22 protein-coding genes are annotated in these 19,700 nt (G+C 72.4%); 10 read left to right on the forward strand and 12 right to left on the reverse strand.

Features of this window, described 5'->3' with window-relative positions; translation table 11 throughout:
- Positions 1-84: 84 nt before the first annotated feature.
- The gene (locus tag ACIBTS_RS11285; RefSeq protein ID WP_399318468.1) at positions 85-750 is read left to right on the forward strand and encodes a class F sortase; all 666 of its coding nucleotides are present in this window, start codon (positions 85-87) and stop codon (positions 748-750) included.
- Between the two features lie 33 nt (positions 751-783).
- On the opposite strand, the gene ACIBTS_RS11290 is transcribed toward ACIBTS_RS11285, so the two are convergent.
- Positions 784-1,629, reverse strand: a complete 846-nt coding sequence (locus ACIBTS_RS11290) for a polysaccharide deacetylase family protein (protein ID WP_399318470.1) — start codon at positions 1,627-1,629, stop codon at positions 784-786.
- Between the two features lie 228 nt (positions 1,630-1,857).
- Here ACIBTS_RS11290 and ACIBTS_RS11295 point away from each other — a divergent pair, with 228 nt between their 5' ends.
- Positions 1,858-2,331, forward strand: coding sequence for a universal stress protein (locus tag ACIBTS_RS11295; RefSeq protein WP_319674225.1), 474 nt, complete (start codon positions 1,858-1,860; stop codon positions 2,329-2,331).
- A gap of 55 nt (positions 2,332-2,386) precedes the next feature.
- On the opposite strand, the gene ACIBTS_RS11300 is transcribed toward ACIBTS_RS11295, so the two are convergent.
- On the reverse strand, positions 2,387-3,535 hold the full coding sequence (locus ACIBTS_RS11300; protein WP_399318472.1) for a CapA family protein: 1,149 nt from the start codon (positions 3,533-3,535) through the stop codon (positions 2,387-2,389).
- Between the two features lie 222 nt (positions 3,536-3,757).
- Here ACIBTS_RS11300 and ACIBTS_RS11305 point away from each other — a divergent pair, with 222 nt between their 5' ends.
- From ACIBTS_RS11305 to ACIBTS_RS11315, 3 genes are all read left to right on the forward strand, one after another.
- On the forward strand, positions 3,758-4,309 hold the full coding sequence (locus tag ACIBTS_RS11305; protein WP_319347903.1) for a sigma-70 family RNA polymerase sigma factor: 552 nt from the start codon (positions 3,758-3,760) through the stop codon (positions 4,307-4,309).
- Positions 4,310-4,456: 147 nt separating this feature from the next.
- Positions 4,457-4,972, forward strand: a complete 516-nt coding sequence (locus ACIBTS_RS11310) for a hypothetical protein (RefSeq protein WP_399318474.1) — start codon at positions 4,457-4,459, stop codon at positions 4,970-4,972.
- Positions 4,973-5,113: 141 nt separating this feature from the next.
- Positions 5,114-5,773, forward strand: coding sequence for a zf-HC2 domain-containing protein (locus ACIBTS_RS11315; protein WP_319674220.1), 660 nt, complete (start codon positions 5,114-5,116; stop codon positions 5,771-5,773).
- Between the two features lie 69 nt (positions 5,774-5,842).
- On the opposite strand, the gene ACIBTS_RS11320 is transcribed toward ACIBTS_RS11315, so the two are convergent.
- Genes ACIBTS_RS11320 through ACIBTS_RS11330 form a run of 3 tightly spaced genes read right to left on the reverse strand, consistent with a single transcriptional unit; the run spans position 5,843 to position 9,281 of the window.
- On the reverse strand, positions 5,843-6,706 hold the full coding sequence (locus tag ACIBTS_RS11320; protein ID WP_399318477.1) for an Fpg/Nei family DNA glycosylase: 864 nt from the start codon (positions 6,704-6,706) through the stop codon (positions 5,843-5,845).
- 22 nt (positions 6,707-6,728) lie between these two features.
- Positions 6,729-8,816, reverse strand: a complete 2,088-nt coding sequence (locus ACIBTS_RS11325; protein ID WP_399318479.1) for a SpoIIE family protein phosphatase — start codon at positions 8,814-8,816, stop codon at positions 6,729-6,731.
- 45 nt (positions 8,817-8,861) lie between these two features.
- Positions 8,862-9,281: a hypothetical protein gene (locus ACIBTS_RS11330; protein ID WP_399318482.1), complete on the reverse strand. Its 420-nt coding sequence runs from the start codon at positions 9,279-9,281 to the stop codon at positions 8,862-8,864.
- Positions 9,282-9,378: 97 nt separating this feature from the next.
- Here ACIBTS_RS11330 and ACIBTS_RS11335 point away from each other — a divergent pair, with 97 nt between their 5' ends.
- On the forward strand, positions 9,379-10,800 hold the full coding sequence (locus ACIBTS_RS11335) for a lipase maturation factor family protein (protein WP_399318484.1): 1,422 nt from the start codon (positions 9,379-9,381) through the stop codon (positions 10,798-10,800).
- On the opposite strand, the gene ACIBTS_RS11340 is transcribed toward ACIBTS_RS11335, so the two are convergent.
- From ACIBTS_RS11340 to ACIBTS_RS11355, 4 genes are read right to left on the reverse strand one after another with little or no spacing between them, the layout of a single operon-like run.
- The gene (locus ACIBTS_RS11340; RefSeq protein WP_399318486.1) at positions 10,788-11,612 is read right to left on the reverse strand and encodes an amidohydrolase family protein; all 825 of its coding nucleotides are present in this window, start codon (positions 11,610-11,612) and stop codon (positions 10,788-10,790) included. The genes ACIBTS_RS11335 and ACIBTS_RS11340 overlap by 13 nt on opposite strands.
- Positions 11,609-11,923, reverse strand: a complete 315-nt coding sequence (locus ACIBTS_RS11345; RefSeq protein WP_319674214.1) for an L-rhamnose mutarotase — start codon at positions 11,921-11,923, stop codon at positions 11,609-11,611. The genes ACIBTS_RS11340 and ACIBTS_RS11345 overlap by 4 nt, the downstream gene beginning before the upstream one ends.
- A complete protein-coding gene (locus ACIBTS_RS11350) occupies positions 11,920-12,891 on the reverse strand; it encodes an aldo/keto reductase (RefSeq protein WP_399318488.1) in 972 nt (323 codons plus the stop codon). Before ACIBTS_RS11350 ends, ACIBTS_RS11345 begins: the two co-directional genes overlap by 4 nt.
- Complete coding sequence (locus tag ACIBTS_RS11355; protein WP_399318490.1) at positions 12,888-13,646, reverse strand: SDR family NAD(P)-dependent oxidoreductase; 759 nt, start codon at positions 13,644-13,646, stop codon at positions 12,888-12,890. Before ACIBTS_RS11355 ends, ACIBTS_RS11350 begins: the two co-directional genes overlap by 4 nt.
- A gap of 233 nt (positions 13,647-13,879) precedes the next feature.
- On the opposite strand from ACIBTS_RS11355, the gene ACIBTS_RS11360 reads away from it, so the two are divergent.
- Positions 13,880-14,593 (forward strand): FadR/GntR family transcriptional regulator, encoded by a 714-nt coding sequence (locus ACIBTS_RS11360; protein ID WP_399318493.1) that lies wholly within the window; start codon positions 13,880-13,882, stop codon positions 14,591-14,593.
- A gap of 22 nt (positions 14,594-14,615) precedes the next feature.
- Here ACIBTS_RS11360 and ACIBTS_RS11365 read toward each other — a convergent pair whose 3' ends face one another.
- Positions 14,616-14,873, reverse strand: a complete 258-nt coding sequence (locus ACIBTS_RS11365) for a pentapeptide repeat-containing protein (protein WP_399318495.1) — start codon at positions 14,871-14,873, stop codon at positions 14,616-14,618.
- Here ACIBTS_RS11365 and ACIBTS_RS11370 point away from each other — a divergent pair.
- Positions 14,809-16,158, forward strand: a complete 1,350-nt coding sequence (locus tag ACIBTS_RS11370; RefSeq protein ID WP_399318497.1) for an amidase — start codon at positions 14,809-14,811, stop codon at positions 16,156-16,158. The genes ACIBTS_RS11365 and ACIBTS_RS11370 overlap by 65 nt on opposite strands.
- An 89-nt stretch (positions 16,159-16,247) precedes the next feature.
- Here ACIBTS_RS11370 and ACIBTS_RS11375 read toward each other — a convergent pair whose 3' ends face one another.
- A complete protein-coding gene (locus ACIBTS_RS11375; RefSeq protein WP_107472678.1) occupies positions 16,248-16,421 on the reverse strand; it encodes a hypothetical protein in 174 nt (57 codons plus the stop codon).
- A 437-nt stretch (positions 16,422-16,858) separates the two neighbouring features.
- Between ACIBTS_RS11375 and ACIBTS_RS11380 the strand changes: the two genes are divergently transcribed.
- Both ACIBTS_RS11380 and ACIBTS_RS11385 read left to right on the forward strand, forming a co-directional pair.
- Positions 16,859-17,308, forward strand: a complete 450-nt coding sequence (locus ACIBTS_RS11380) for a hypothetical protein (RefSeq protein WP_399318499.1) — start codon at positions 16,859-16,861, stop codon at positions 17,306-17,308.
- 25 nt (positions 17,309-17,333) lie between these two features.
- Positions 17,334-18,173 carry an SDR family oxidoreductase gene (locus ACIBTS_RS11385; protein WP_399318502.1) on the forward strand — a complete coding sequence of 280 codons (840 nt, stop codon included), beginning with the start codon at positions 17,334-17,336 and terminating at the stop codon, positions 18,171-18,173.
- 6 nt (positions 18,174-18,179) lie between these two features.
- On the opposite strand, the gene ACIBTS_RS11390 is transcribed toward ACIBTS_RS11385, so the two are convergent.
- Positions 18,180-19,688, reverse strand: a complete 1,509-nt coding sequence (locus ACIBTS_RS11390) for an SDR family NAD(P)-dependent oxidoreductase (RefSeq protein WP_399318504.1) — start codon at positions 19,686-19,688, stop codon at positions 18,180-18,182.
- Positions 19,689-19,700 lie beyond the last annotated feature (12 nt).

The raw sequence follows: 19,700 nt of genomic DNA on the forward strand, positions 1-19,700 counted from the left end.
CGTCGCCGGTTACCCACTCGGGACTTAGCGTTCTCGTATGCGCGAAAAGGACGTGGCGACGGCCGCATCGAAAGGGGATGGCGAATGTATGCGTACGAGCTGTCCGAGGCGGCGGAAGAAAAGGAGCGGCAGAAGAAGCGCGCCCCTTGGGGCGTGATAGCGCTTGTCCTGCTGACCGGTCTCGCGCTCATCCGGAACGGGTCGGGGGAGTTCGACATCGGCCCGCCGCAGCCGGCCTCGGCGGCGGCCGCGGACAGCCGGGCCGGCGACCTCGGCCTGCCCCCGACTCCGCTGGCGTACGCCGTGCCGAACCGGGTACGGATCCCCGCCATCAGCGTGGACGCGCCGATCATGCCGGTCGGCCTGGACACGGACGGCTGGGTGGCCGCACCGCCGCCGGAGGACCCGAACCTGGCCGGCTGGTTCACGGGCGGGGTCTCGCCCGGTGAGAAGGGGACGTCGGTCGTCGTCGGCCATGTCGACAACAAACTGGGTCCGGCCGTCTTCTACGGTCTCGGAGCCCTGAAGAAGGGAAACCGCGTCGAGGTGGCGCGGCAGGACGGAAAGACCGCGGTCTTCGATGTCTACGGCGTCGAGGTGTTCGAGAAGAACAACTTCCCCGGCGACCGCGTCTACGCCTCGAAGGGATCTCCCGAACTGCGGATCATCACCTGCGGCGGCGGTTTCTCCAAGGCGAAGGGTTACGACGGGAACGTCGTCGCTTTCGCCCGCCTGGTCGAGGTCCGTTGAGCGGTTCCCGACCGGGCGGGCGGGTGCCTCGTGTCAGGTGTACTTCCGGTGCGGAACGGTGATGTGATAGCCGGAATCCAATAGCTGCGGCAGATATCTGCGCAGCGCCCGCACGCTCTGGGAGCGGTCGCCCCCGGCGTCGTGCGAGAGCACCACGACGCCGGGGGCGGCGCCCGTTTCGACCCGTTCGACGATGGTGCCGGTGCCGGGGGTGGTCCAGTCGAGGCTGTCGACCGTCCAGGCGAGGGGTTCCATGCCGAGTTCGGCGCCGAGTTGGAAGGCGGCGCGGTTCCAGGCGCCGTAGGGGGCGCGGAACCAGCGGGGCCGCTCGCCGTAGCTCTCCTCGATGACGTCGCTGGTGCGGATCATCTCGGAGCGGATCTGACGGCGGGTCAGCCGGGTGAGCAGGGGGTGGGACCAGGTGTGGTTGCCGACGATGTGGCCGTCGTCGGCCATGCGTTCCAGCAGGTCCTCGTTGTCGACGGCCATCTCCCCGCACACGAAGAACATCGCGCGCACGTCGTACTCGGCCAGCGTGTCGAGGATGCCGGGGGTGTAGCGCGGGTCGGGGCCGTCGTCGAAGGTCAGCACCATGGTGCTGCCGCGGCCGCTCATCCTCAGCAGCGGTTCGCGGCGCACCGGGGTGCGGGCGGGCGCGGCACGCGGGGGGCCGTAGCCGGTCAGCGGCTGGAGACGGTAGGCGGAGGGCTTCAGCGGGACGCTGCGCGCCGGGGCGCCCGCCGCGGGGACCGGGTCGGCGGCCTTCACCGGCTTGCTGTCCCCGCCCCACCCGAACACTCCGGCCGTGCCGACCGCTCCGACCGCGGCGGCGCCGGCGAGCAACGCCCGGCGCCGCGTGAACAACTGATCCTTCTTCATGAGTCATCAGTCGCCCGGCGAAGCCTCGACGCACCACACCGACACCGCACCGGCGGCACGATTCCACCCGACCGGCGCAGTGCGGGGTCGGCCGGCGCGAGCAAGGGAGCGGCCCGCGCGCGGGGAGCCGTCCTGCCGATCGGGTCGCGGGAGAGCCTCGGCGCCGGGCCGGCGTGATCGGCCGGGCGGGTCCCCTGCGGACCTGCGGGCTCCGATAACCTCTGGGCCGTGACGGAACAGTACTCGCAGCAGCCCGCGCACCAGTTCGAGCGGGGCACGGACGGACCCAAGGTCATCGTCGCCGGCGTGGACGGCTCCGACACCTCGCTCCGGGCCGCGGCCTACGCGGCCGGTCTGGCCCGGCGCCAGCACGCGCTGCTGGCCGTGGTGTACGTGCAGCCGGTGCTGGCGGCGGGCGCGGCGCTCGGAGTGCCGGTCGCCGACACGACCGACGCGATCGCCGAGGACCTGGTCGCGCAGATCCGGCACGCCACCGAGCGGACGCGCGGGATATTCGATGTGCGCTGGGAGTTCCACACCTTCCGCGGCGACCCCTACAGCGGGCTGGTGAAGGCGGCGGACCAGCTCAAGGCGGACGCGGTGGTGGTGGGCGCCTCCGAACAGGCCGGCCACCGGATCGTGGGGTCCGTCGCGATCCGGCTGGTGAAGGCGGGGCGGTGGCCGGTGACGGTGGTGCCGTAGCACCCCCGGCACCCCGAAGGCGCGGCCGCCGCTCCTCTCACTCCCCTCTCACCGGTCACTCCCCCATCACCAGCCCGTCCTTGGCCGCCCCCCGGCTGAGGACCACGGTCCTGATGCGGTCGCGCACGCCCTCGACGTCGGCGCCCCGGGCGAGCGCGTTGTTGAGGTTCACCACCCGGCCGGCGTCGATGTCGAACAGCTGGGGTACGAACTGCGCCTTGCGTACCTCCCAACGGCCGCCGTGCCGGGCGGGCGGCGCGAAGGTGAAGCGGGCGAGGGTGGACTGGTTGCCGCGCGGGTCCTGGACGCCCTGGTGGTTGGACATCTCGCCCGCGATCTGGTCGCCCAGCCCGAAGACGACCCAGGTGCCGTTGATCTTCTCGTAGGCCTGGGGGACGTGCGCGTGGGTGCCCAGGATCAGGTCGATGTCGGGGCGGCGGGCCGTGCGGGCGGCGGTGAGTGTGCGGGCGAGAGCGAGTTGGCGGTCGTCCGGCGCGTCCTGCCATTCGGTGCCCCAGTGCACGGAGACGACGACCACGTCGGCGCCCGCCTTCCGGGCGGCCTTGGCGTCGGCGACGATCCGGTTCTCGTCGATGAGACTGACGGCCCAGGGCTGCCCCGGCGGGGGCGGGTAGCCGTTGGTGTCGTAGGTGTAGGCGAGGTGGGCGACCTTCGCCGGGCCCGCGCGCAGCAGCGTGACCGAGTTGGCCTCGGCCTCGGTGCGCGCGGTGCCCGCGTGCCGTACGCCGGCGCCGTCCAGCGCGTCGAGGGTGCGCCGTACGCCGGCGGCGCCGTCGTCGAGGCTGTGGTTGGAGGCGGTGGAGCAGCCGTCGTAGCCCGTGGCGGCGAGGGCCGGGGCGATCTCGGGCGGGGACCTGAAGACGGGGTAGCCGGTGTAGGCGCCGTTCGCGCCGTAGACGGTCTCCATGTGGCACAGGGCCAGGTCGGCGCGGGAGACGACGGGCTTGACGCCCTCGAACATCGGGCGGAAGTCGTAGCCGGGGCCGCCCGCGTCGAAGTGGGCGCGGTCGATGATGGTGCTGTGCGGCAGGACGTCGCCGGAGGCCACGAGGGTGAACCCGCGGGCGGCGGACGGCGCCGGACGTCCCGTCCGCTCGGCCGGCCGGTCCCGGGCCTGGCAGGCGGCGGCCGACGCGAGGACGGCCGTGAGGACCAGCGCCATCTGATGTCTGCGTGCGATCACCTGATCACTCCACTTCACAGGAATTGTCATATTTACGCGCGTATCAGTACTAATGGATGGGAAACGTCCGAGCGTCCCACCACTCCCCGCATCCAGGGCCGATGCCCGCGATCGGCGTAGCCCGGACCGTTCGTCGAACCGTTCGTCGACGCGATCGACCGTCCGCCGCAGATCCCTGTGCGGACACTGTCCCGAACCGGCGCACTGCGGTGCCATACGCCCATGACCGCCGGAACCACCCTCACCGCGACCGGGCCGACGACCGCCGAGCACGAACTCGCCGCCTTGCAGCGCGAGCACGGCAGGCCGCTCTTCGCGCTGCTGCTGAGGCTGTCCGACGGCGACCGCCAGCGCGCCGAGGACCTCGTCCAGGAGACCCTGGTGCGCGCCTGGCAGCATCCCGAGGCACTGCGCACCGACGCCTTCGACTCCGTACGGCCCTGGCTGCTCACCGTGGGCCGACGGCTCGCCATCGACGCGCGGCGCGCCCGGCAGGCGCGGCCGGCGGAGGTCGGGGACGCGGTGCTGGAGAACGCGCCGGTCCACGCCGACCACGCCGAGCGGGCCGCCGCGGCCCTCGATGTGCGCGAGGCTGTGAAGACACTCACTCCGGAACACCGTGAAGTCCTGGTGCTGGTGTATTTCCAAGGGGCGAGTGTGGCGGAGGCCGCCGAAGCCCTCGGAATTCCTCCGGGTACGGTGAAGTCCCGCGCGTACTACGCGCTGCGCGCCCTGCGCCGGGTGCTTCCGGGATACGCGGCCGACCTGCACTGAAACCCACGGCTCGGTCAAGCCTCCGTAAAGCGCCTTGCCGAGGACCCCCGTCGAGTAATCGGGTGTCCTTATCCGTGTTCCGGATGGGGTCCTCCCCGGGGTCCCCGCATCGGGCGACGCGCACGCACCGGAGGAAGGCAGGAAGGGATGCTGCACAGAGGTCACCAGGACACGGACGGCACCGGCGGCGGTGAACTCACCGTCCCCATGGCCTGGCTGTACGCCGAGTACATCGCCGACGAACTGCTGCGGACCGGCGATCTGATGCCACCGACGTCCTTCGAGTTCCGCGCCGGACGCGATGCCCTGGCGCTCACCATCTTCCTGTCCGACACCGACGGTGAACTGCCCGGCATCCGGGTCGTCACTCAGCTGGAGACCTGGCTTTCGCTCACGGCGTACGACCAGCCGTGGCAGGACTGGGTCGGCGAACGTATGTCTCAACTGACGGCTGAAGCGGCCGCGTTGGACGGGCCCGCCCCGGATCTCGAACTGGCGGCCGCGGCCTGGCGCTGGCTGGAGGAGACGGAGCTGCTGGCTCCCGACCTCAACGCGGTGCCGGGCGGCGCCCCGATGGTCGGCGAGGAGGACGGACCCAAGGTCTGGACACCCGCCTGGCAGCTCGGACTGCCCCTCGGGCACCTCGCGATTCATCTCTTTTAGATCCGCACCAATCCGCGGGCCGGTCCGCTCCGAACATCTGGGTCACGATTCGGTACGCGGCTTGAGTGATTCGTCCGTCGGGTGCGTACCGGTGGGAGCAAGGAGTAACCCCACTGGCACTCAACGGCACGAGGTTTCGGCATGAGGTCCCTGGAGAGGCATCGCGACGTCGGCGCGTACGCGCTCGGCGTGCTGGACGAAGCGGAAGCCTTCCGCTTCGAGGACCACCTCATGGAGTGTCCTCAATGCGCGGCGCAGGTCACCGAGTTCGGCCCCACCGCCCGACAGATGATGCTCTACCGGCGCGCCACCCCGCGCGCCGTGCACCCCTTCGCCGGGCCCGGCCCGCAGCTGCTGGACCGACTGCTCGGTGAGGTGGCGGCCCGGCACCGCGCCGTGCGCCGACGGGTGCTGTACGCGGTGGCCGCCTCGGTGGTGGTCGCCCTGGCCGGTCCGGTCATCGCGATGATGGCGGGCGGCGGCAGCGACGGCGCCGACGCCGCGCGGGTCACCGCGACCGACGAGAAGTCCGGGGTGTGGGCGCAGATCACCACCGAGGACGAGCCGTGGGGCAGCCATGTGGAGATGAAGGTCAAGGACGGGGCCGGCCCCCGCTCCTGCCGTCTGATCGCCATCGGCGCCGACGGCTCCGAGCAGACGATCACCAGCTGGGTCGTTCCCAAGCACGACGCCCGCCCCAACACCGTGCAGGGCGCGGCGGCCTGGCACTCCGACGAGATCGTCCGCTACGAGCTGCGCACGGCGACCGGCGAGCACCTGGTGACGCTCGACGCCCACTGACCTCGGCCCGAAGTGAGTTCAGGTCACTTCGTGCCCCGGTCGGCAGGGACGCCGCCTCGGCGGTGACGCCTACTTCAGCAGGCGCGACATCCGACGGTCCGCCAGCGGCTTGCCGCCCGTCTGGCAGGTGGGGCAGTACTGGAGCGAGGAGTCGCTGAAGGAGACCTCGCGGACGGTGTCGCCGCACACCGGGCAGGGTTCGCCGGCGCGGCCGTGAACCCGCAGGCCGCTCTTCTTCTCCGCCTTGAGCCGCCCCGCCGCCACACCCCGCGAACGCTCCACCGCCGCCGTCAGCGTCGTGCGCAGGGCCTCGTAGACAGTGTGGGTCTCCTCGGGCGTGAGGGACGCCGCGAGCTTGAAGGGGGACATCCTCGCCGCGTGCAGGATCTCGTCGCTGTAGGCGTTGCCGACGCCCGCGATCAGGCTCTGGTCGCGCAGGGCGCCCTTGAGCCGGCGCCGCTCCCCGGCGAGGAGTGCGGCCAGGCGGGGCTCGTCGAAGTCGGCGGCGAGCGGGTCGGGGCCCAGCCGGGCGATGCCGGGCACCTGTTGCGGGTCGCGCACGACGTACACCGCGAGCCGCTTCTGGGTGCCGGCCTCCGTGAGGTCGAAGCCCGCCCCCGTCTCCAGGGCGACCCGCAGCGCGAGGGGGCCCTTGCCGGGGCGCGGCGGGCCGTCGGGCAGGCGGTCCTTCCAGTGCAGCCAGCCGGCGCGGGCGAGGTGTGTGACGAGGTGCAGCCCGTCGCCGGCCGTCAGGTCGAGGAACTTGCCGTGCCGGTGCACGGCGGTGACCTCCTGCCCCTCGACGGCGGTGACGGGCGGGTCGTACGTCTTCAGCACGCTGATCGCGACGGGCAGCACGCGCACGATCTCGTGGCCGACGAGATGCTCGGTCAGGAAGTCCTTGAGCGCTTCCACCTCGGGGAGTTCGGGCATACGTCCAGAGTGCCACGAGAGGTCACCGGGGCTCGCGTACGACGAACTCGCACCACACGCACTTGCCGCCGCCCCGCGCCTCCACGCCCCACGCGGCGGTGAGCAGGTCCACCAGCAGCAGACCGCGCCCCGAGACACCCGACTCGCCGGCCTCACGGCGGCGCGGCAGGGCGCTGGAGGAGTCCTCGACCTCGACCCGCAGCCGGCGCTCGCCGCCGGTGACCACCCGCACGGTGACGATCGCCGCGCCCTCGGTGTGCATGAGGGCGTTGGTGATCAGTTCGTCGGCGACCAGCTCGATCTCGTCGGCGCGGTCCCCGGCGCCCCAGGCGCGGACGGCGGCCCGGATCATGTGCCGGGCCTCGGCGAGGGCCTCCGGGTCGCCGGGCGCCACATGCTGCTGGAGCCGGTTCCCGGCCTGCGGGGTGTCCGGGCCGCGCCGGCGCAGCAGGAGCAGGGCGACGTCGTCGTCCCCGCCGCGTTCCTCGGCGACCTCGATGAGCTGGTCGGCGAGCTTGCGCACGTCCCCCGGCCCCGCGGCGACCATGGCGGCGAGGGCCCGCATGCCGTCGTCGACGTCGGCGCCGGGCTGCTCGACCAGGCCGTCGGTGCACAGCAGCAGGGTGTGGCCGGGGTCGAGCTCGACGGTGCCGACCGGGTACTGGAGGCTGCCGAACTCGGCGGACAGACCGAGCGGCAGCCCGCCGGGCACGGAGATGCGCCGGCAGGTCCCGTCGGGAGCGCGCAGCAGGGGGTCGATGTGTCCCGCGCGGACCACCTGGACGACCCCGGTGGACAGGTCGGCCTCCGCGTACAGGCAGGTGGCGAAGCGGTCGGTGTCGAGCTCGTGCAGGAAGACGGAGGCCCGGGCCATCACGGTGGCCGGGGTGTGGCCCTCGGCCGCGTAGGCCCTCAGGACGATACGCAGCTGGCCCATGACGGCGGCGGCGTGCGTGTCGTGGCCCTGGACGTCGCCGATGACGGCGCCGACCCGGCCGCCGGGCAGCGGGATCAGGTCGTACCAGTCGCCGCCGATGCCGCGGCCCAGCGAGCCGCCGATGGTGGCGGCGCGGTAGCGGACGGCGACGTCGGCGCCGGCGACGCTGGGGATGGTGCGCGGCAGCATGGCCTGCTGGAGGCCCTGGGCGATGTCCTTCTCCTGCTCGTAGAACATGGCCCGTTGCAGGCTCTGCGCGATGCTGCTGCCGAGCGCGACGAGGATGTTGCGCTCCTCCGGGGTGAAGCCGTGGCGGTCGCTGTAGAGCAGGCCCATCGCGCCGATGGGCCGGGCCTGCACGATGAGCGGCAGATAGGCCGCGGAGGTGATCTTCAGGTCGGTGAGGTGCGGCCACAGCACGGGGTAGCCGCCGGCGAACTCCTGCGGTGACTCGATGAAGCGGGGGGTGAGGGTGCGCACTACCTCGCTCATCGGGTACGGCTCGTCGATCCGGGTGACCAGCGTGCCGGGCACGAAACTGCCCTCCGGCCCCTCGGCGATCAGCCGGATCCGGCCGGCCTCGACCAGACCCATGACGAGGCTGGTCGCGCCGAGGTGCGTGAGGCCGTGGGTGTCCTTCAGGACGTCGATGACGTCCTGCACGGTGCGGGCGTGGGCCAGGGCCGCCGTGGTGAGCTGGACGACGTTGGTCTGCTCGCGGCGCGCGTCGTCGAGGGTGGTCTCCTCGGTGCGGGCGGCGAGGTCGCTCAGCTCGTCGGACGCGTCGCGCACGATGCCGACGATGCGGCGCGGGCGGCCCGTGTCGTCGCGCCGGATGTAGCCCTGGGTGTGGGTCCAGCGCGGGGTGCCGTCGCGCAGCCGCATCCGGAAGTAGGCGCCGTAGTTCTCGCTGCCGTCCTTGATGGCCTGGGCGATCACCTCGTCCAGCCGGATGGCCTCGACCGGCGGGACCCGCACGGCGAGGGATTTGGGGTCGCCGTCGTACTCCTCGGGCCGCAGGTCGAAGATCTCGTGGGCCTGGGCGTCCATGTGGAACAGCCCGGTGTCCAGGTCCCAGTCGAAGCTGCCCATCCGGTTGAGCGCCAGGATCGGGTCCGGGTGGGCGGGCCAGTCGTCCGGGAGGGACAGGGCGCTCGCTGCCCGATCAACCATGGAGCCACCTTGCCAGGGTTTGTCCGATTCTTCGACCGGGGGCCTTCAGCCGGGCATGACGTCGGACTCATCGGGCCCGTCGGGGATCAGCCCGCCCCCGTCGGGCGGATCGGGAACCTCCGGGACGACCTCCGGGCCGATGTCGCCGGGACCGACGGGAACATCCGGGCCATCGGGTTCCAGGGCACGGTCGAGGCCCGGATCGGCATCGCCCCCGGCACCGGAGTCCGCATCTGCCTCGGCGGGATCGGCCGGATCGGCGGGATCGGTGTCGGAGGCGTCGGCGAACAGATGGCCGAGGGTGTCGTCGATGGGGTCGGTCAACAGGACACGCCCCTCGACCGCCGGGGCGACGACCTCCGAGCCCGGCGCGGATTCCTTCTGCCCTTCGCCGCCGCGGCCGACGACGAGGAGCGCCGCCGAGAGGGCGCAGGCGGTGATCAGTGTGGCAGTGGGTAGTCGCACGACCACTATTGTCTGCTCCACCCGCCGGCGTCACGCAAACGGAAGAGGGGAACACGCACTGTGACGAGGCCAGAATGGAGAAGAGGAGGGCACCGCCGTGGACTGGTTCACCGCACCCGAGTACTGGCTGAGCCGGCTGGTCTTCCAGCGGGCCCTGGCCGGTGTGTACCTGGTCGCGTTCCTGACGGCGGCGTGGCAGTTCCGGGCGCTCCTGGGTGAGCGCGGGATGCTGCCGATCCCCCGCTTCGTCGAGCGCGTGCCGTTCCGGGCGGCCCCGAGCCTGTTCCAGCTGCGCTACTCCGACCGTCTCTTCGCCGCGGTCGCCTGGACGGGCTGCGCGGTGTCGGCGGCGCTGCTGGCGGGGCTGGACGGCCGACTGCCGCTCTGGGCCGGGATGGTGATGTGGCTGGTGCCGTGGGCGTTGTACCTGTCGATCGTGAACGTCGGTCAGACCTGGTACTCGTTCGGCTGGGAGTCCCTGCTGCTGGAGACCGGCTTCCTCGCCGTGTTCCTCGGCAACGACCAGGTGGACCCGCCGGTTCTCGTGCTCTTCCTGGTGCGCTGGATCCTGTTCCGGGTCGAGTTCGGCGCCGGCCTGATCAAGATGCGGGGCGACGCCTGCTGGCGGAAGCTGACCTGTCTCTACCACCACCACGAGACCCAGCCGATGCCCGGCCCGCTGAGCTGGTTCTTCCACCACCTGCCCAAGCCGCTGCACCGGATCGAGGTGGCCGCGAACCACTTCACCCAACTCGTCGTGCCGTTCCTGCTGTTCACCCCGCAGCCGGTCGCCACGGCGGCCGCGTCCCTGATGATCCTCACCCAGTTGTGGCTGGTGCTGTCGGGTAACTTCTCGTGGCTGAACTGGATCGCCATCGTCCTGGCCGTGCCTGCGCTCGCCCTCCCCACCGGCCATCGGTCGGGCCCTGCCGCACCGCTCTGGTTCGAGATCGTGGTCCTCGCCGCGGCAGCGCTCCTGCTGTTCCTCAGCTACCACCCGGTGGTCAACATGCTCTCCCGCCGCCAGGTGATGAACCGCTCCTTCGACCCGCTGCACCTGGTCAACACCTACGGCGCGTTCGGCAGCGTGAGCCGGATCCGCTACGAGGTGGTGGTCGAGGGCACCCTCGACGACGTGCCGCGCGAGGAGTCCGACTGGCGGGAGTACGAGTTCAAGGGCAAACCGGGCGATCCGCGGCGCTGGCCGCGTCAGTTCGCCCCCTACCATCTGCGCCTGGACTGGCTGATGTGGTTCGCCGCGCTCTCCCCCGCGTACGCCGGGCCGTGGTTCGGCGCGATGGTGGAACGGCTGCTGGAGAACGACCGCGACACCCTGAGACTGCTGCGCCGCTCCCCGTTCCCGCCCGACGAGCCGCCGCGCCACATCCGCGCCCGCCTCTTCCGCTACCGCTACACGACCTGGCGTGAGCTGCGGGAGACGGGCGCATGCTGGGAGCGGACGTATGTGCGGGAGTATCTGCCGCCGACCAGGCTGGCCAGGGTCTCTCAGAGGTCGTAGACGCGGACGGCCGTGGCCTCGAAGATCTGGGTGTGGTCTTGCGGGTCGGTCAACTGCCTTGCCAGGTCGAGGACTTCGCCGTACGACGCGGTGGGCGTGCACACCGGCCAGTCCGAGCCGAACATCAGCCGGGCCGGTCCGAAGGCCTCCAGCACCGTGTGGGCGTACGGGCGCAGGTCGTGGACGCTCCAGGAGGCGGGGTCGGCCTCGGTGACCATGCCGGAGAGCTTGCAGACCGTGTTGGGCAGCGCGGCGAGGGTCCTGATGTCGCGGGCCCAGGGCTCCAACGCGCCGGAGGCGATGGGCGGCTTTCCCAGGTGGTCCAGGACGAAGGTGAGTTCGGGCAGGGCGGCGGCCGCCTTGGTGCAGGCCGGGAGCTGGTGGGGCAGCACGATCAGGTCGTAGACCAGCCCCGCGTCGGCGACGGCGGCGAGAGCGCGCCGTACGTCGGCCCGCAGCAGCCACTCCGGGTCCGGCTCGCCCTGGACCTGGTGCCGGACGCCCTTGAGGTATCGGCCGCCGGGGAGCTCCCGCAGCCGGGCCAGTTCGTCGGCGACGTCCGGGCGGGTCAGGTCGGTCCAGCCGACGACGCCCGCGATCAGCTCGTGCCCGGCCGCGAGGGCGAGGAACTCGGGGGTCTCCTCGGCCACGGTGACCGTCTGGACGAGGACGGTACGGTCGACCCCGGCCGCGCGGGCCTCGGGCAGCAGGTCCTCGACGGCGAAGTCCCGCCGCAGCGGGCTGCCTTCGGCGATCCAGTCCTGGTCCCGCACCGACAGGTCCCAGACATGGTGGTGGGCGTCGACGGTCATGGCAGCTCCCAGACGACCGGCAGGCCCGCGCCGGCTCCCTCGTCGGAGTAGTCGTGCACCACGTCGAGCAGCTCGGCCATCCGCGCCTGCCACACCATGTTGACCGGCAGCTTCTCCAGCTCGGCGAGGAGGCGTGCGTAGTCCTCGCACTCCAGGACATGGAACAGATCGGTGCCGCTGCGCCAGATCGTCCAGGAGGTGGCGCCGGCCGCGCGGATGGCGTCCGTGAGTTCCTTCGGCACCTCCCGGTGCGCGGCCTCGTACTCGGCGATCCGGTCGGCGCGGACCTTGGTGTGCAGGGCGATCCTCATGACGACTCCTGTGAGGGCAACAGACCGGTGTCCCGCAGCTCTTCCCAGAGGGCGGCCGGGACGGGGGCGGCAAACTGCTCGGCGCAGTCCTCGGCCTCGGCCGGCGAGCGCGCGCCGACCAGGACGCTCGCGACCGCCGGATGGGCGGCGCAGAAGGCCAGGGCGGCGGCGCGCAGGGTGACGCCGTGCCGGTCGGCGACCGCCTTCATCCGCAGGGCCCTCTCCAGCAACTCGGCCGGGGCCTGCGCGTAGTCGTACGTCGTTCCGGGCCTCGGGTCGGCCAGCAGGCCCGAGTTGAAGGCGCCGCCGATGACCACCGACACGCCCCGTTCGACGGCCGCGGGCAGCAGTTCAGCGCGGGCGCGCTGGTCGAGCAGGGTGTAGCGGCCCGCGCAGAGCACCACGTCGACGTCGGTCTCGCGGACGAACCGGGTGAGCATCTCGGCCTGGTTCATGCCGGCGCCGATCGCGCCCACCACCCCCTCCGAGCGCAGCTTCTCCAGGGCGGGATAGCCCTCGCGGAAGGCCTGTTCGGCGTGGTCGTCGGGGTCGTGCAGGTACACGATGTCGACGCGGTCGAGACCGAGCCGTTCGAGGGAGGCCTCCAGGGAGCGGCGTACGCCGTCGGCGCTGAAGTCCCACACCCGCCGATGGGTGGCGGGCACCGCGAAGCCGTTGGCCAGGTCGTCTCCGACCGGCGGGTCCACGGGTTCCAGACGGCGGCCGACCTTCGTGGAGACCGTGTACTGCGCCCGCGGGAGGTCCCGCAGGGCGGCGCCGAGGCGCCGCTCCGACAGGCCCAGCCCGTAGTGCGGCGCGGTGTCGAAGTAGCGCACGCCCCGCCGCCAGGCGGCGGTCACGGTGTCGTACGCCTGCTCGTCGGTGACCTCGGAGAAGAGGTTGGCGAGGGGCGCGGCGCCGAGGCCGAGGGCGGTGACCTGCACGCCGCTGCGGCCGAGGCCGGTCATCGGGGGTCCGCCGGGCGCAGCCGCAGGCCCTGCATGCCGCCGTCGACGGCGAGGGCGGTGCCGGTGGTGGCGCCGGACAGGGGGCTCGCCAAGTAGGCGATGGCGCCCGCGACTTCGGCCGCGCTGACCAGGCGGCCGGTGGGCTGGCGAGCCTCCAGGGCGGCGCGCTCGGCGGCCGGGTCGTCGGCCGCGTCGAGCAGCCGGCCGACCCACGGGGTGTCCGCGGTGCCGGGGTTGACGCAGTTGACGCGGATCCCCTCACGCACGTGGTCGGCGGCCATGGCGAGGGTGAGCGAGTACACGGCGCCCTTGGCTGCGCTGTACAGGGCCCGCTGCGGCAGGCCCGCGGTGGCGGCGATGGAGCAGGTGTTGACGATCACCGCGTGCGCGGAGCGCCTCAGGTGCGGCAGCGCGGCGCGGGTCGTGCGGACCATGCCGACGACGTTGACGTCGAGGACGCGGTGCCATTCGGCGTCGTCGTTGTCCTCCACGGTGCCCTGGGCGCCGATGCCCGCGTTGTTGACCAGGACGTCCAGCCCGCCGAGGTCGGTGACGGCGGCCGCGACCGCCTCCCGCACCGAGGCGTCGTCGCCGACGTCGGCCCGGTAGCCGAGCAGCGGCTTTTCCACGCCCGACAGGTCCAGGTCGAGGACGGCGACCCGGGCGCCGCGCTCGGCCAGGAGCTGTGCGGTCGCCCGGCCGATGCCGGAGCCGCCCCCCGTCACCAGGGCCGTCAGCCCTTCGAAGTCGCTCACGCCGCCTTCTCCTTCGGCTCTTGAGGCTGGCTGTCCAGCAGTCGCCGCCGGGATACACGTACCGCGGCCGCCCGACCGGTCTGGCGTCGGACTTCCCCTACGGTTGACGCATATTTATCAGACCACTTCGCCTCGACAACACCCTTCGAGTGGAGATTCGGCGCATTATTGCCTCAAGTGGTCCGACCACCTCCCTGGCTGGACTGCGGCGCATCAGCGACAGGAGAGGCCCCGTGGAAGACACCCCGTCCAGCGCGCACGCCCCCAGGGGCACGGTGACACAGCGCGCCATCGAGCGCATCAAGGCGATGATCGCCGACGGTCTGCTGGAACCCGGTCAGCGGCTGCCCACCGAGCGGGACCTCGCGGCGCAGCTGGGCATCTCCCGCAGTTCGATGCGTGAGGCGATCCGCGCGCTCACGGTCCTGGGCGTGCTGGAGGCCCGGCACGGTTCGGGCATCTACGTCACCGCGCTGAAGGCCGGTGATCTGCTGGAGACGTTCGGGGTGGTGGCCGACCTCTCGCGGGGCCCGCGTCTGGTCGAGTTGCTCCAGGTGCGCCGGATCCTGGAGTCGACGGCGACGGCACTGGCCGCCGCCCGCATCACCCCGGAGGAACTGGCCGTCGTGGCGGGGCACTTGGCGGCGATGAACGCCACGGACGACCCGGAGGAGATCCTCGCCCACGATCTCGCCTTCCACCGCGCGATCGCGACGGCCGCCGGCAACGAGACGATGGCGGCGATCCTGGACGGCCTGTCCTCGCGCACGTTCCGGGCCCGTGTCTGGCGCGGCTACCAGGAGGAGGGCGCGTTCGCCCGTACGCGCCGCGAGCACGCGGCGATCCACCGCGCCCTGGCCGCCCGCGACCCGGAGGCCGCGCGGGCGGCGGCGGCCGCGCACGTGGGCGAGGTGGAGGAGTGGCTGAGAGCCCAGGTGAGCCTGTGACCGGCCCCCACGAGCCCGACCCTCACGCGCCCGGGACCGCCTGACCGGGACCCGCGTGACCGAGATCTGCGTGACTGAGATCTGCGTGACTGAGATCTGCGTGACTGAGATCTGCAGGGCGTACGGTCGCCCCTCGACGCGGCGCTCCGGGCCGGGCACAGTTCTCCCTACGCGACGTACTCGCGAGTAGTGCGCGCACACCGAGGGAGCTGCCTGTGACCAGCTGGGCCGGCCGGACCGCCGTCGAGATCGCCGCCGCCGTGCGGGAGAAGCAGGTCACCCCGCGTGAGGTGGTGGCGGAGCATCTCGCGCGGATCGAGCGGCTGGACGGCCGGATCGGTGCGTTCCGTACGGTGCGGGCGCAGGCGGCGCTCGCCGAGGCGGACGAGGTGGCCGCCCGCGGCGACCTGGCCGCTCTGCCGCTGGCCGGGGTTCCGGTGGCGGTCAAGGACAACCTGGCCGTGCGGGGCGAGTCCACCCGCGTCGGCTCGGCCGCGACGCCGGACACCCCGGCCGGCGCCGACCATGTCACCGTGGCCCGGCTGCGGGCGGCCGGTGCGGTGGTGGTGGGCCTGACGAACGTGCCGGAGCTGTGTGTCTTCGGCACCACGGAGGGCGTCCACGGCACCGCCCGCAACCCGTGGGACACCTCGCGCACGGCCGGCGGCTCGTCCGGCGGCAGCGCTGCCGCGGTCGCCGCCGGGATGGCGCCGATCGCGCTGGGCAACGACGGCATGGGGTCCCTGCGCATACCGGCGGCCAACTGCGGCCTGGTGACCATCAAGCCGGGCCGCGGCGTCGTCCCGGCCAAGATCGGGGACGGCGACTGGTTCGGGATGTCGGAGAACGGCCCGCTGGCGACGACCGTCGGGGACGCTCGGCTGATGCTGTCGGTCCTGGCCGGCACCGACGCCGACGCCGTCCGGGCCGAGGAACCCGGGGCGCTGAAGATCGCCGTCTCGGTGCGCAGCCCGCTGGCCGGGGTCGCGGTGAGCGGGCCGTACACGAGCGCGGCGCGGGAGGCGGCCGGGGTGCTGGTGCGGGCGGGACATCATGTGGAGCGGGCCGAGCCGCCGTACCCGCTGTCGCTGAGCATGACCTCGCTCGCGCACTGGACGGCGGGCACGGCGGTGGACGCCGCGCCGCTCGACCCGCGCCTGCTGACCCGGCGCACCCGGGTGCACGCGGCCCTCGGCCGGCGGTTCATGAACGGGGTGCGCGACGGCTCGGCGCGGCAGGAACTGCGCCGCCGCCTGGAGCCGTTCTTCGTGGAGTACGACGTGCTGCTCACACCGGCGCTCGCGCGACGGTCGCCGAAGGCGACGGCGTGGCACGAGCGGGGCTGGCTGCGCAACATCCTGGTGAACACGAACTACTCGCCGCTGACCCCGCCGTGGAATCTGACCGGCTGGCCCGCGATGGCGGTGCCCTTCGGCACGCTGCCGTCGGGCGCTCCCGCGGCCGTGCAGCTGGTGGGCCGACCGGGGGCGGAGGGCGAACTGCTGCGGGTGGCGGAGCAGTTGGAGAACCTGCGTCCGTGGCGGCGGACGGCGCCGCTCGACTGAGCGACTCGGAGGCGGCCGGGCCGGGAGAGCAGGGGGCTCGGCATGGGCGTGCCGGGTGCACGCCCATGCGGTGAGCGATCGCGAGCGGGTCAGTCCACGCTGGGCAGGATGTGGGGCTCGGCGAGGTCGTCCTCGTAGCCTGCCAGGCGGATCGGGGCGGAGCGGGCCCACACGTCGAGGCTGCCGATCTCGCCGGGCCTGCGGCCGGCCCGCTCCGGGCGTTCCTTGGGGCGTTGCTCGCGATTCGTCTTCTCCGGTGTCACCGCGCACTCCTTATGTGTCGGGTCACCCTCGGGGCGTGCCGACCAGTCTGCGGTCCGGCACCTGACGCTCCCTCGGGTCTGGCTCAAGTCGGTCAAGGACGCGGTGGCGCCGGCAACTCCTGTGGAGAGCAGGCCGTTGTGAAGCGGCTTGTCCCATGACGGACTGTGGGTGTGGGTGGCACTCCGTTTTGTCGTCCGTCCGCTACAGGGTAACCAAATGAGCGGGGGTCCGCTCGATAGGGCTGAAGATTTGAGGTAACCATGGGAAGCCACTCTCAGCTCCCCGTAGGAGAATTGAACACTTTTACCACCTTTCACGCCTTTCGAATTCGCCCGTCCGGGCTACGACAGTGCAGTTCAGGTCCCGTTCGTCCGATCGCAAGCCGGCCATGATCTGCTGGCGTCCGGCAACGGCTGTCTCGCGGAAGGACAGACGCATGGAGCTGCGCGGCGTCGAGGAGCTGATGGACCTGCTGTACGCCTGCCGGGGCGTACGTGACACGCCGGTCCACGGTGGACCCGGCGTCGACCTGCACGATCACGCGCTGCAGACGGCCGCTCTGCTGCGCCGAAGCCGCCCCGCCGACAAGGAGCTCCAGCTCACCGGGCTGGTCCACCCCATCGGCCATCTCCTGTGCCCCACCGACCCCGCCGGCCGCCCGGAGCGCGCCGCCGACGCCGTACGCCCGCTGCTCGGCCCTCGTGTCTCCCGCCTCGTCGGCCTGCACCCCTGGCTCGGCACACCCGCCGACGACGACCTGCTCAGCCTGCGCCAGGCCGACGAGGACGGCCGGGTCGCCGGGTTCGACGCGGGTGTGCTGGAGGACTGGCGCACGGTCCTGGAACTGGTGGCGGCCCGCACCTCACGTCTCGGGGCTGTCGACTGACGGCCCACCGTGAGACCGTACGCCGATGACGTCGTCGCATGCGTTACGAGGCAGGGCCGCAGTCGTCACGGGCGCCACGCGGGGCATCGGCCTGGCGGTGGCACGAGCGCTGGCGGAGGCCGGGGCGCGGGTGTGCGTCAGCTCGCGGAACGCGGACGAGGTGCGGCGGACCGCCGCGGAGCTGGGCGGGGTGGGCCTGGCCGGCAGCGTCGGGGACCCCGGTCACCCCGGGGAACTGACGGACCTGTGTCTGCGTGAGTTCGGCCGGCTGGACGTCCTGGTCAACAACGCGGCGACGAACCAGCCCTACGGCCCGCTCATGGACGCCGACCCGCTGCTGTGGCGCGAGGCGTTCACGGTGAACGTCGAGGCGCCGCTACGGCTGGTGCAGTGCGCGTGGCGGGGCTGGATGCGCGAGCACGGCGGAGCGGTCGTCAGCATCTGCACGGAGGGCGCGACCCATGTGGGCCCGGGCGTCGGCGCCTACGGCACCAGCAAGGCGGCCCTCCTGCACCTCACGCAACAGCTCGCGGGGGAGCTGGGGCCGGGGGTGAGGGTCAACTCCGTCTCCCCCGGACTGGTGCGGACCGAGATGGCCCGCTTCATGTGGGAGCCGAGGGAGGAGGAGATCGCCGCGGGACTGCCCCTGGGCAGGATCGGCGAGCCGGACGACGTGGCGAGGGCGGTGGTGTGGCTGGCGTCGGACGAGGCGAAGTGGATCACGGGCACGGACCTGGTGGTGGACGGCGGCACGAGAGTCCGGGCGGCGAGCTCCGCACCTCAGGGGCGCGGGGCCGCATCGCTCGGCGGCTTCGCCGCGGCCCGCGACCAGCCGCCACGACCGGCGCCCACCCATCAGGCGTAGCCGGCCCTACCACTTGCCGGGCGCGTAGTCCTTCAAGAAGACCCCGTACACGTCCTCCCCCGCCTCACCCCGCACGACCGGGTCGTACACCCGAGCCGCCCCGTCCACCAGGTCGAGCGGCGCATGGAACCCCTCCTCGGCAAGCCGCAGCTTGTCGTAGTGGGGCCGCTCGTCGGTGATCCAGCCGGTGTCGACGGAGGTCATGAGGATGCCGTCGGCCTGGAACATCTCCTGCGCGCTGGTCCGCGTGACCATGTTCATCGCGGCCTTGGCGGCATTCGTGTTGGGGTGCCCCGCGCCCTTGTACCCACGGCCGAAGACCCCCTCCATCGCGGAGACGTTCACGACGTACGCGCGCCCGCTCGTCGCCGCACGGGCGGCCGCGGCCATGGCCGGCCGCAGCTTGCTGATCAGGATGAACGGCGCCGTGTAGTTGCACAGCTGGGTCTCGAGGAGCTCCACCGGGGAGATCTGTTCGATGGTCTGCACCCAGGTGTTGGTATCGACGACGTCGGGGACCAGGCCGCCCGCGTCGATGGCGGTGCCGTCGAGGTGCCGGGCGACGCTGGCGTTGCCCGCGACCAGGGCGAGGTCGGCGACCTGCTGTGCGTCGAGGCCGCTGATGCCGACGGGCAGCGCGGCCAGGCCGTCGACCGCGCCGGAGCCGAAGGCGCCGATGACGTGGTGGGCGGGGAGCTCACCGGCGGGCAGCGGGGCGCTCTCGCCCTCGACCAGGGCGGCGTAGGCGGACGGCAGCCGGCGTACGGTCTGGGTCGCGTTGTTGATGAGGACGTCGAGCGGGCCCGCCTCGGCGACCTGGTCGGCGAGGGCCACGGCCTGCGCCGGGTCGCGCAGGTCGATGCCGACGACCTCCAGGCGGTGCATCCAGTCCGCCGAGTCGTCCATGGCCTTGAAGCGGCGGATGGCGTCCTTGGGGAAGCGCGTGGTGATCGTCGTGTGCGCGCCGTCGCGCAGCAGCCGCAGCGCGATGTACATGCCGATCTTGGCGCGGCCGCCGGTGAGCAGGGCGCGCTTGCCGGTGAGGTCGGCGCGGGCGTCGCGCCTGGCGCGGTTCAGGTCCGCGCAGTCCGGACAGAGCTGGTGGTAGAAGTAGTCGACCTCGACGTACCGGGTCTTGCAGGTGTAGCAGGAGCGCGGGCGCTGGAGTATCCCCGCGACCCGGCCCTCCTCGGTGATCGACGACGGGAGGATGCCCTCGGTCTCGTCGTCGATGCGCTGGGCGGAGCCGGTCGCCGTGGCCTCCGTGACCGCCTTGTCGTGGGCGGTCTTGGCGGCCCGGCGCTCCTGACGGCGGCGCTGCTTCACGGTGCGGTAGATGCCGGCGGTGGCGCGGCGCACGGCGATCGCGTCGGGGTGGTCGACGTCCAGCTTATCGAGTTCCTCCAGCACGGACAGGCAGAGGGCGAGCCGCTCCGGGTCGATGCCGGGCCCGTACACGACCTCGTCCACGACCTCCTCCGTGACCGCCGTCGAGCCGTCCTCTGTCACCGTCATCGCGCTGCCGCT

Origin of the sequence: Streptomyces sp. NPDC050121 (assembly GCF_044460385.1) — a bacterium.
Classification (GTDB): Bacteria; Actinomycetota; Actinomycetes; order Streptomycetales; family Streptomycetaceae; genus Streptomyces; species Streptomyces soliscabiei.